The organism is Actinoalloteichus caeruleus, assembly GCF_049311605.1.
Taxonomy (GTDB): domain Bacteria; phylum Actinomycetota; class Actinomycetes; order Mycobacteriales; family Pseudonocardiaceae; genus Actinoalloteichus_B; species Actinoalloteichus_B caeruleus.
On the sequence record NZ_CP186005.1, the window covers coordinates 2,907,215 to 2,920,258 of the forward strand.

At 70.1% G+C, this 13,044-nt stretch carries 1 protein-coding gene; it reads left to right on the plus strand.

The window, feature by feature from the left end:
- Positions 1-12,990, plus strand: a complete 12,990-nt coding sequence (locus tag ACOJVX_RS12085) for an amino acid adenylation domain-containing protein (RefSeq protein WP_422647540.1) — start codon at positions 1-3, stop codon at positions 12,988-12,990.
- Positions 12,991-13,044 lie beyond the last annotated feature (54 nt).

Genomic DNA, 13,044 nt, shown 5'->3' on the forward strand with positions numbered 1-13,044 from the left:
ATGATCAGGCCGGCTGCCGACGAGAACCTGCCGATGCGGTGGGCAGGTGCGGACCATCCCGTTCCTGGTTCGGACCTGGCGGGGTTGTTGGCCCGGCAGGCCGGACGGACCCCGGAAGCAGCAGCGGTGCTCACCGATACCGGTGCCGGGCTGTCCTATGCCGAGTTCACCGCCCGGGTGGCCCGGGTGGCCGCGGTGTTGCGGTCCCGGGGTGTGGGAGTGGAGTCCCGGGTGGGTGTGGTGCTGCCCCGGTCGGTGGACTCGGTGGTCGCGGTGTGGGCGGTGTGGACCGCGGGTGGGGTGTACGTGCCGGTGGACCCGGAGTACCCGGCCGAGCGGATCGCCTACGTCCTCAAGGACAGCACCCCGGCCCTGGTGATCACGACCGAGGACCTGGTCGGGAGCCTGCCCGCCGACATCGACACGCTGGTGATCGACAGTGAACCAGCCCGCGCGGAGATCACTCGTGCGTCTGAGCCCAGCCCGGTCACGGTCCACCCCGCGCAGGCGGCGTATGTGGTGTACACGTCGGGTTCCACCGGCCGCCCGAAGGGGGTGGTGGTCTCCCAGCAGGCGATCGTGGCGCACCTGGACTGGATGGTCCGCACGTTCCCGTTGGGCACTGGGGACCGGGTCCTGCACAAGACCTCGATCGGGTTCGACGTGTCGGTGTGGGAACTGGCCTGGCCGGTGATCACCGGGGCCGGGGTGGTGCTGGCCCGTCCGGGTGGGCAGCGGGACCCGGCCTACCTGGCTGGGGTGATCGAGCGGGTGGGGGTGACGGTGACCCATTTCGTGCCCTCGATGCTGGCGGCGTTCGTGGCTGAGGACGGGGTGGCCCGGTGCGGGGGGTTGCGGTGGGTGCTGTGCTCGGGGGAGGCCCTGCCACCGGGGGTGGTGGACCGGTGGGCCCGGCGGGTGCCGGGGGTGCCGGTGGTCAACCTGTACGGGCCGACCGAGGCCGCGATCGATGTGACCTGGTGGCCCTGCCCCACCCCGGACGGGCGATCCCCGGAAGGAGGTGACCGGGATCCCGGGACCGGGGATCCCTCGTCGGCATCGGTGCCGATCGGTCGGCCGGTGGACAACACCGGGGTGCTGGTCCTGGACGACCGGTTGCGCCCGGTCCCGGTCGGGGTGTGGGGCGAGATCTACCTGTCCGGGGTGCAACTGGCCCGGGGGTATGCCGGGCGGGCGGGGTTGACCGCGTCGAGGTTCGTGGCCCACCCGGTGGGGGCGGCCGGTGCTCGGGTGTACCGGAGCGGGGATGTGGGCCGGTGGACGGCCTCGGGGGTGGTGGAGTTCGCCGGTCGGGTGGATGACCAGGTCAAGATCCGGGGTTATCGGATCGAGCTGGGTGAGGTCGAGACCGTGCTGGGGGCGTGTCCCGGGGTGGGGCAGGCGGTGGTGGTGGTGCGGGAGGACCAGCCGGGGGTACCGAGGTTGGTGGCCTATCTGGTGGCCGATACCGCTGGGGTGGTGGTGGATCGGGTGCGGGAGCAGGCGGGTCGGGTGTTACCGGAGTACATGATGCCCACGGGGTGGGTGGTCCTGGACGAGTTGCCAGTAACCCACAACGGGAAACTGGACCGCGTGGCGCTGCCCGCACCCACGTACCACGGCGGGGCTGAGCACGCCGAGCCGTCGACCGAGACCGAACGATCCCTCCTCGTACTGTGGAGTGAAGTGCTCGGAACGACGGGCATCGGTGTCGACGACGACTTCTTCCGCATCGGCGGCGACTCCATCAGCGGTGCCCGGGTGCTGGCAAGACTGCGGTCCGGCACGTCCGTTGAGCTTCCGTCCCGCGTCCTCTTCGACCACCCGACCATCCGAGGACTGGCGGCATTCCTGGCCGGCGCCGATGTCGTCCCAGACGGCACGAACGATGTCATCCCCGCACGAGGAGACGTGGCCGCCGCGCCGCTCTCCTCGGCTCAGCAGCGGTTGTGGTTCCTCGACAGCTTCAGCCCGGGGGGAGTGGAGTACAACACCGGAATCGCACTCCGGGTGGCAGGTCGTGTTCGGCACGATGCGCTACGCGCAGCGCTGTGCCGCCTCGCCGACCGCCATGACTCGCTGCGGACTGTCTTCGACTTCGATGGCGGTGTGGGCCGACAGCGCGTTCGTGAGCACGCGGCGGTCGGGCTCCGGACGCTCGACCTGACCTCGTTTGACGGCGTTGAGCGGGATCTCCGGCTGGGCGAGGAGCTGCGAGTCGAGTCTTCGAAGCCCTTCGAGCTCGGTGTTGGTCCCCTGGTACGAGCCCTCCTGATCCGCGAGAGCGACGAGTCCGAAGTCCTCGCACTGGTCATGCACCACATCGTGACGGACGGGTGGTCGATGGGTGTGCTGGTCCGGGAGCTGGACCAGTACTACACCGCCGAGCTGGCCGGTGCCCCGGTGGAACTACCCGCGCTACCGGTGTCCTACCGGGACTGGGCAGCCTGGCAGCGGGACCAGACCGAGAAGGCCGGTTGGGAGGAACAGCTCGACTACTGGCGGGAGCAGCTGGCCGGGGTTCCGGTGCTGGAACTGCCCACCGACCGTGCCCGACCGGTGGTGCGCAGTTCGGTGGGCGCGGTGCACGTCCTGCGGGTCCCGCCCGCGGTGGTGGACCGGTTGACACGGTGGGGCGCCTCGGGTGGGGCGAGCCTGTTCATGACCCTGACCGCGATTACCCAGCTGGTGCTGGCCCAGCACAGCGGGCAGGACGACATCGCGGTGGGCACGGTGGTCTCGGGTAGGGACCGCACCGAGCTGGAAGGGCTGGTCGGGTTCTTCGTCAACACCCTGGTGCTGCGGTCCCGGGTGGATCTGTCCGAGTCCGCCGAGGTGTTTCTGGCGCGGGTCCGGGAGACGGTGCTGAGGGCGTTCTCCCACCAGGACGTGCCCTTCGACCGGGTGGTCGACGCCGTGGGTGGGGTGCGGGACGCGTCCCGGCCGCCGTTGGCGCAGGTGATGGTGGTGTTGCAGAACGCGGTGGGTGAGGTGGCCGAGTTCGGGGGGATGCCGGCGCGACGGGTGGTGTTGGACCGGGCGTCCTCGCGGTTCGAGGTGACCTTCGAGTTCTGGCCGGACGCGGAGGGGTTGGTGGTGGAGCTGGAGTACAACACCGACCTGTTCGATGCCGGCACGGTGGAGCGGTGGGCCCGGGACTGGGTGCGGCTGGCCGAGGCGGTGACCGCGGAGCCGGAGCGCCGGTTGGTCGAGGTGGCGGTGACCGACCCCGCTGAGCGGGATCTGGTGGCGGAATGGAACACCCCCGACCGGGTGCTGCCGGTGCAGACGGTCACCGGGGTGTTCGCCGCGCGGGTGGTCGAGTGCCCGGACGCGGCGGCGGTGGTGGGGGAAGGGGTGTCGTGGTCCTACCGGGAGATCGATGCCCGGTCGGCCCGGTTGGCCGGATACCTGGTGTCGCGGGGTGTGGTGGCCGGTTCCCGGGTGGGGGTGTTGTTGGAGCGGGGTCCGGATGCGGTGTGCGTGCTGTTGGCCGTGCTCCGGGCGGGTGGTGCCTACGTTCCGGTGGATCCGGGGTACCCGGCGGCGCGGGTGGAGTTCCTGCTCACCGACAGTGGGGCCGGGGTGGTGGTGACCACCGCCGAGTTGGCCGACCGGGTCCCGGCGGGCCTGGCGACGGTGGTGGTGGACGACCCGGCGACGGTGGAGCAGGTAGCACGGTCCGTCGCCTCGCCAGCTCCGGCGCCGGTCTCGGGTGACATGCCGGCGTATGTGATCTACACGTCCGGCTCCACCGGTACTCCGAAGGGAGTGGTGGTACCGCACCGGGCTGTGGTGCGGGTGGCGTGGGAGCCGGATCACCTGCCGGTGGGGCCGGGGGATGTTGTCGCCCAACTGGCGTCGTTGTCCTTCGACGCGGCCACTTTGGAGATCTGGGGAGCGTTGCTCAACGGGGCGGCGGTGGCGGTGCCCCGGCCCGGGGTGTTGTCGGTACCCGAACTGGGTGAGTTCCTGGGTGAGTACGCGGTGACGGGGTTGTGGTTGACGGCGGGGTTGTTCCACGAGGTCGTCGACACTGATGTGGCGGTGTTGTCGGGGGTGCGGTACCTGCTGGCCGGGGGTGACGTGCTGTCTCCGTCGCACTGCCGGCGGGTGGTGGAGGCGGTACCGGGGGTGCGGTTGGTCAACGGGTACGGGCCCACGGAGAACACGGTGTTCACCACTGTTCAGGTGGTGGGTGCCTCCGTTGTGCGGGGGCGGGGTTCGGTGCCGATCGGGTCGCCGGTGGCGGGGTCCGGGGTGGTGGTGTTGGACCGGTGGTTGCGTCCGGTGCCGGTGGGGGTGCCGGGGGAGCTCTACACCTCGGGTGCGGGTCTGGGGCATGGGTATGTGGATCGTCCGGGGTTGACGGCGTCGCGGTTCGTGGCTGATCCCTTCGATGCCGCTGGTGGTCGGGTGTACCGGACGGGGGATCGGGTGCGGTGGTTGCCGGACGGGGTTCTCGAGTTCGTGGGGCGGGTGGATGATCAGGTGAAGGTGCGGGGGTTCCGCATCGAGCCGGGTGAGGTCGAGGCCGCGTTGGTGGGGCAGCGGGGTGTGGCGCGGGCGGTGGTGGTGGTCCGGGAGGACACCCCGGGAGCGCGGCGCCTGGTGGGTTACGTGGTGCCGGAGGACGGGGCCGTGCCCGCTCCGGAGGTGTTGCGGGACGCTCTGCGCCGGTTCCTGCCGGAGTACCTGGTGCCGGCGGCGGTGGTGGTGCTCGAGGCCTTGCCCCTGACGGGTAACGGGAAGGTCGACCGGGCGGCGTTACCAGCCCCGGAGTTCCAGTCCGCTGACCGTCATGTCGCACCGCGCACGGACACCGAAAAGGTGTTGTGCGAGGTGTGGGCTGAGGTGCTGCGGTTGGACCGGGTCGGGGTGACCGACAACTTCTTCGAGCTGGGTGGCGACTCGATCCTGAGCATCCAGGTCGTGTCGAAGGCCCGAGCGGCGGGGGTGGTGTTCACCTCCCGGGAGTTGTTCCAACGCCAGACGATCGCTGCCCTGGCATCAGGACTGTCATCCCCTGACGGGGAACCCGGAACGGTGGGGGCCGAGCAGGGTCGGGTGTCGGGGGCGTTCCCGATGACCCCGGTCCTGGAGTGGTTCACCACCACGCACCCGGTGGGCCCGGAGCATTTCAACCTTTCCGCGGGGTTCACCCTGCCCCCGGACACCGATCTGGTGGTGGTGCGGCGGGCGGTGGGCGCGGTGGTGGAGCACCACGACGCGCTGCGCATGGTGCTGCGCAGGGACACGGCGGGTGCGTGGACACCGGTGGTGTTGCCCGAGGTGGACCTGGACGAGGTCATCCAGGTAGTGGACCTACCGGTCGAGGACACCGCTGATGACATGTGGCAGCGGGCGGTGGTCGCGGCGCAGGCAGGGTTGGACCTGCAACGAGGCCCGTTATCGCGTGTTCTCCTCGGCCGTGGTGCTGGTGGGGACCGGTTGCGGGTGGTATGGGTAGCCCACCACGTACTGGTCGACGGGGTGTCCTGGCGGATCCTGCGGGAGGACCTGACCACCGCCTACCACCAGGCAGTGACCGGACGACCGGTGGACCTCGGGGTGAAGACCACCGCGTTCCCCCACTGGGCACAGGCCCTGCGGGAGCACACCCGGGCCGGGGGGTTCACCGACCAACTCCACTACTGGCGGCAGGCCATCCCCACCAGTCAGGACCTACGGCTTCCGGTGGACGTTGCCGAGGGGGACCACTCGGTCGGAGCCCAGGACCGGGTGCGGGTGGTACTGGACCAGACCACGACCCGGGAGTTGCTGCAGGACGTGCCCGGGGTGTACCGGACCAGGATCGATGAGGTCCTGCTGACCGGGCTGGCCCGGACGGTGCGGAGGTGGACCGGGTGGCCCCGGGTACCGGTGACGGTCGAGGGCCATGGTCGGGAGGAAGTCCTGCCGGGGGTGGAGGTGTCCCGGACCGTGGGCTGGTTCACCTCGATCTACCCGGTCACCGTGGAACTGTCCCCGCGGGGGGAATGGGCCGGTGATGTCCTGGCGGTCAAGGAACAACTCCGTGGGGTCCCCGACCGGGGGATCGGGTACGGGGCACTGCGCTACCTCACCGGAGGGGGAAGCCCGGATTCGGGGCTGGACACCGACCGGGAACCACGGATCAGCCTGAACTACCTGGGCCAGTTCGACACCACCACCGGTGAGCAGGAGTGGATCGGGGACTGGCGGCTCAACCCCGGTGGCGAGCACCACCCGGGAGAAACCCGTACTCACCTGCTGGAGGTCGTGGCCCAGGTCCGCAACGGCCGGTTGGAGATCGACTGGTGGTACTCCCCAGGCCTGCACCACGAGGACACCGTTCATGGCCTGGCGGAGTCCTTCCTCACCGAGTTGTCGGGGTTCGTGGCTCACTGCCGCCAGCCCGGGGCCGGGGGTGTGTCCCCGTCGGACTTCCCGTTGGTGGCGTTGGACCAGGACACGGTGACCCGGTTGGCCGGGACCGGTCGTGCGGTCACCGAGTTGTACCCGTTGACGGGGTTGCAGGCCGGGATGTTGTTCCACGCGGTGGCCGATCCGGCGTCGGTGGCGTATCTGGAGCAGTTGTCCTGTGTTCTGGAGGGGGTGGATCAACCGGGGTTGGTGGCGGTGGCCTGGCAGCGGGTGGTCAACGCTCATGAGGCGTTGCGGGTGTCGGTGGCCTGGCGTGAGGTGCCGGACCCGGTGCAGGTGGTGCACCGTGAGGTTGAGGTCCCGATCACCGTGGAGGACTGGTCGGGTTACGAGGGTGGGGAGCAGGACCGGCGGTGGCGGGAGTACCAGCGGCGGGATCAGGGGGTGGCCTTCGATCTGGAGCGGGCCCCGTTGATGCGGGTGTTGCTGGCCGGGTTGGGGGAGGGCCGGGTGCGGGTGGTGTGGACCTTCCACCACCTGCTGCTCGACGGGTGGAGCACCACGACCTTCCTCGATGACGTCTTCCACGAGTACGACGCGCTTCGTCATGGGGAGACTGGGGATCGGCCCCGGCCGCGGTTTGACCCGGCGCTGAGCCGGAGCCCGGTGGGACGCCGCCAGTACGGGGAGTTCCTGCGGTGGTTGACCCGGCAGGACCAGACCACCGGGCGGGCCTACTGGCGGGAGGCGTTGGCCGGGTTCGACCAGCCCACTGCCCTGCCCTGGGACCGTGCCCCTGACCGGGCACACCGTTCGGAGTCCACCGCCCGTGTCCGGGTGCCTTTGACCACGGCGGGTTCGGAGGCGGTGTTCTCCTTCGCCCGGCAGGAGCGGGTCACGGTCAACGCGGTGGTGCAGGCCGGGTGGGCGTTGGTGTTGGCCCGGCATGCCGGCACGGTGGATGTGGTGTTCGGGGCGACGGTGTCAGGTCGACCGGCTGAGGTGGTGGGTTCGCAGGAGATGGTGGGGTTGTTCATCAACACCCTGCCGGTGCGGGTGGTGTGTGATCCGGGGGTGCGGGTGGGGGAGTGGGTGTCGGGGGTGCAGGCCCGGCAGGTGGAGGCCCGCCAGTTCGATTACGTGCCGTTGACCGGGATCGAGTCGGAGCTGCCGGCGGGGGTGGGGTTGTTCCAGAGCCTGGTGGTGTTCGAGAACTACCCGGTTCAGGAGGCGGGGTCGGCATCCGGGGTGCGGGTGTCGGGTGTGGAGGCGGTGGAGGCGACGAACTACCCGGTGACGGTGACGGTGTATGCCCGGGACCGGGTGGAGGCGTGGTTGTCCTATGACCCGGAGTTGTTCACCGAGGACACCGCCGGGCGGGTCGCGGCCCGTTTCGCCTGGGCGCTGTCCGAGATCGCCACCAACCCCGACCGACCACTCGGCCAACTCGGCATCGCGACCGCATCGGAGGTACGGGATCTGGACCGGTGGAACGACACCGCCCGTCCCGTGCCCTCCATGACCGTTGACCAACTGGTCAACGAGCAGTGCCTCCGCACGCCTGACCAGCTCGCCGTCATCGCCTCCGACGGTCGCCTCACCTACGGAGAGCTGTCGGCTCGGGCCAACCGGCTCGCACACCACCTCAGCGAGCGCGGTGTGAGGGCGGAGCACCGGATCGGTGTGCTCCTCAACCGTACGACGGCGCTACCCGTGACGTTCCTCGCGATCCTGCGGGCAGGCGGAGCCTACGTCCCGCTCGGCTCGGAACAACCCCCAGCTCGGCTGAGGAGCATGGTGGTGGGCAGCCGACTGGACCTGGTGATCACCGAACGGGAACTCGCGAACCGGATTCCCGGGGCCGGGTGCGACGTTCTCGTGCTCGACGACCACCCGCAGCGGTTCGACACAGCCCTTCCGACCGCCGAGCCGGACGTCCGACGGCACCCGGACCATCCCGCATACCTGATACACACCTCCGGTTCCACCGGACGCCCGAAGGGCGTCGTGGTCACCGATCGCGCGTTGGTGAACCTCCTCAGCTGGATGAGGGACCGACCGGGACACCTCGACACGGACCGTGTCCTGGCGAGGACTTCCGCGACATTCGACGCCGCCCAGTGGGAACTGTGGTTGCCACTGGTCACGGGCGCCGTGCTGAGGCTCGCCGAACCCGACATCTCCCTGGACCCGGTAGAGCTCCGGACGAGGATCAGGGAGGACGGCATCACCGTCCTCCAACTGGTACCGACCCTGCTCCGTGAGCTCGCGGTGGCGGCCGGCGACCAGAAACCCCTCTCCGGTGTGCGCGAGCTCTTCGTTGGTGGGGAAGTGCTGACCGCTGAACTCGCGGACCGTGCCCTCGAACTCGGTGCCGAGTCCGTCGTGAACGTCTACGGGCCGAGCGAGACCACTGTGCAGGTCAGCGCCGGCACCTACCGGCCTGAGGACACCGGGTCGTCCAGCGTTGCCATCGGGGCTCCGGCGCACAACGTCCGGGCCTATGTCGTGGACCGGGAGCTGCGGGCACTTCCCGTTGGAGTCAGCGGTGAGCTGTACCTGGCCGGAGCGCAGGTCGCACGGGGCTACACCTCGCCCACCTTGACGGCGGAGCGTTTCGTCGCCGACCCGTGGGGAACCGCCGGGGACCGGATGTACCGGACCGGCGACCTGGCGCGGTGGCTGCCCGACGGGAGGCTGCTGATCCTCGGACGAGTCGATGACCAGGTGAAACTCCGGGGGCGCAGAGTCGAGCCCGCCGAGATCGAGACAGTGCTCACCGGACATCCCTCGATCGCCCAGGCCGCGGTCCTCGTCAGCCCGGCGACCGCGACCGCTGCCGAACGACTCACGGCCTACGTGGTCACCGCGAGGGGTGCGGAACCACCCGATGACCTCGAACTCCGTACCTTCCTGCGGCGCCTGCTACCCGAGTACCTGGTGCCAGCGGTCGTCGTCGCACTCCCGGAGCCACCGCTGACACCGAGCGGGAAGCTCGATCGGAGGGCGCTGCCCCGACCTGCCGACGGCACCGACCCGATCACCGAGCCGCGGACCGCCACCGAACGGCTGCTGGCGGAGGTGTGGGCGGAGGCGCTGGGGCTGCCCAGGGTAGGAGTCGAGGACGACTTCTTCCGGTTGGGAGGGGACTCCATCACGAGCATGCGTGCGGCCGCCCGGATCCGCGCACGTCTCGGCGTCGAGCTGTCTCCGCTGATCGTCTTCGACCGACCGACGGTAGCGGCGCTGGCAGCCGAGCTCGACGAACGCCAGGAGGTCGGGACACACCAGGCGTCGGCTGACGAGCCAGGCTCGGACCTCCTCCCGATCACCGATCAGGGAGCCGGAAGCATGCCGTTGTCCTTCGGGCAGGAACGGCTGTGGTTCCTGGAGGAGTTCTCCCCGGGCGGCACCGAGTACAACACGGGCTTCGCGCTGCGGATGTCAGGACACCTCGACACCGCCGCGCTGGAGGACGCGCTCTGCGCGCTGCTCCAACGTCATGAGGCCCTGCGCACGACGTTCCCCACGGTCGACGGGCACGCCGTACAGCGGATCACCACCGACGAGGTCGTGGGACTCCGGACGGTCGACCTGTCCGGAACACCGGAGTCGGAGCGACCGGCCACGCTGCACGACGTGTTGTCCACGGCGGTGACGCGACCGTTCGACCTGGCGTCGGGACCGCTGCTGCGGGCGTTGCTGGTTCGTGAGGTCGCGGGCCAGCACGTGTTGGTGGTGACGATGCACCACATCGTCACCGATGGCTGGTCCGCAGGCGTGTTGGTCCGGGACCTCGGTGTGCTGTACGGCGCAGCGTCCCGGGGCCACCGAGCAGTGATGCCGAGCCTGCCCGTCCGCTATGCCGACTGGGCGGCCTGGCAGCGGCGGCGCGTGTCCGGAGACCTCCTGCGAGACCAGGTGGATTACTGGCGGGAGAGGCTCGCTGGGCTCCCGGTGTTGGAACTGCCCACCGACCACCCCCGACCGGCGGTGCGCACCGGTGCCGGTGCGGTCCACACCTTCGAGGTCCCGGCCGGAGTGGTGTCCCGGCTGACCTCGGTGGCCCGGGACGGGGAGGCCACGCTGTTCATGGCGTTGGCCGCGATCACCCAGCTGGTGCTGTCCCGGCATTCCGGGCAGGACGACATCGCGGTGGGGACGGTGGTCTCGGGCCGGGACCGGGCCGAGGTCGAGGACGTGGTCGGGTTCTTCGTCAACACCGTGGTGCTGCGTTCCCGGGTCGAGCCGGGTGGGTCGTTCGCCGCGTTGCTGGCGCGGGTCCGGGAGACGGTGTTGGGGGCGTTCGCGCACCAGGACGTGCCTTTCAGCCGGTTGGTGGAGGAGTTGGTGCCCGAGCGGGACACCAGCAGGACCCCGTTGGTGCAGGCCCTGGTGGTGTTGCAGAACACCCCGTCGCAGCCGGTGGTGCTCTCCGGGGTGGAGGCGGTCGAGTGCGACCTGCCCCGGGAAGCAGCCCAGTTCGAGGTCTCGTGGCACTTCGAGCCCACCAGCACGGGAGGGTTGCGGGCACTGGTGGAGTTCAGCACGGACCTGTTCGAGGTGGACACGATCCGCCGGTGGTCCGGGCACTGGCTGCGCGCGGCGGAGCTGTTCGGTGCCGATCCCGGTCAACCGGTAGGGGATGTCCCGCTGCTGAGCGAGACCGAGTACCAGCAGGTGGTCACGGACTGGAACGCCACGGACCGTCCGGTACCGGTGGTGGACCTGGCGGGGTTGTTGGCCCGGCAGGCCGGACGGACCCCGGAAGCAGCAGCGGTGCTCACCGATACCGGTGCCGGGCTGTCCTATGCCGAGTTCACCGCCCGGGTGGCCCGGGTGGCCGCGGTGTTGCGGTCCCGGGGTGTGGGAGTGGAGTCCCGGGTGGGTGTGGTGCTGCCCCGGTCGGTGGACTCGGTGGTCGCGGTGTGGGCGGTGTGGACCGCGGGTGGGGTGTACGTGCCGGTGGACCCGGAGTACCCGGCCGAGCGGATCGCCTACGTCCTCAAGGACAGCACCCCGGCCCTGGTGATCACGACCGAGGACCTGGTCGGGAGCCTGCCCGCCGACATCGACACGCTGGTGATCGACAGTGAACCAGCCCGCGCGGAGATCACTCGTGCGTCTGAGCCCAGCCCGGTCACGGTCCACCCCGCGCAGGCGGCGTATGTGGTGTACACGTCGGGTTCCACCGGCCGCCCGAAGGGGGTGGTGGTCTCCCAGCAGGCGATCGTGGCGCACCTGGACTGGATGGTCCGCACGTTCCCGTTGGGCACTGGGGACCGGGTCCTGCACAAGACCTCGATCGGGTTCGACGTGTCGGTGTGGGAACTGGCCTGGCCGGTGATCACCGGGGCCGGGGTGGTGCTGGCCCGTCCGGGTGGGCAGCGGGACCCGGCCTACCTGGCTGGGGTGATCGAGCGGGTGGGGGTGACGGTGACCCATTTCGTGCCCTCGATGCTGGCGGCGTTCGTGGCTGAGGACGGGGTGGCCCGGTGCGGGGGGTTGCGGTGGGTGCTGTGCTCGGGGGAGGCCCTGCCACCGGGGGTGGTGGACCGGTGGGCCCGGCGGGTGCCGGGGGTGCCGGTGGTCAACCTGTACGGGCCGACCGAGGCCGCGATCGATGTGACCTGGTGGCCCTGCCCCACCCCGGAGGACACCGACCAGACCACGACCGGGGGCAGCCCCCTCGCCACCGCAGCACAGGACCCAGCGCCGGCTGGACCGGCGAGGGGTAAGGACGGTGCGGCCGGTGGATCGGTGCCGATCGGTCGGCCGGTGGACAACACCGGGGTGCTGGTCCTGGACGACCGGTTGCGCCCGGTCCCGGTCGGGGTGTGGGGCGAGATCTACCTGTCCGGGGTGCAACTGGCCCGGGGGTATGCCGGGCGGGCGGGGTTGACCGCGTCGAGGTTCGTGGCCCACCCGGTGGGGGCGGCCGGTGCTCGGGTGTACCGGAGCGGGGATGTGGGCCGGTGGACGGCCTCGGGGGTGGTGGAGTTCGCCGGTCGGGTGGATGACCAGGTCAAGATCCGGGGTTATCGGATCGAGCTGGGTGAGGTCGAGACCGTGCTGGGGGCGTGTCCCGGGGTGGGGCAGGCGGTGGTGGTGGTGCGGGAGGACCAGCCGGGGGTACCGAGGTTGGTGGCCTATCTGGTGGCCGATACCGCTGGGGTGGTGGTGGATCGGGTGCGGGAGCAGGCGGGTCGGGTGTTACCGGAGTACATGATGCCCACGGGGTGGGTGGTCCTGGACGAGTTGCCGGTGACGGCCAGCGGGAAGACCGACCGCCGCGCCCTGCCCGCACCCGTTCTCGAGGAGAGTGCCTCCTACATCGCTCCCCGCAATGAGGTCGAGGAGATCATCGCCCTGCACTGGTCGGAAGTCCTCGGAGTCGACAAGGTGGGTGCGGAGGACGACTTCTTCCGTCTTGGTGGAAACTCCATCCAGTGCATTCAGGTCCTTTCCCGAGTCAGGACGACTTTCGGTGTGACCATCTCACCTCGTGCCTTCTTCGCAGGGCCGACTGTCGCCAGCCTCGCCGTCATGGTGGAGGAGGAGGTCCTGCTGGAACTCGAGAGTTCCGTGACGACCGAAAGCGGTGGTGAGGGTACAGCGGGGTGACCAGGATGAGTCCGATGTGGGGGCTGTCGTCGGTACGGGGGCGTTGCCGATGGG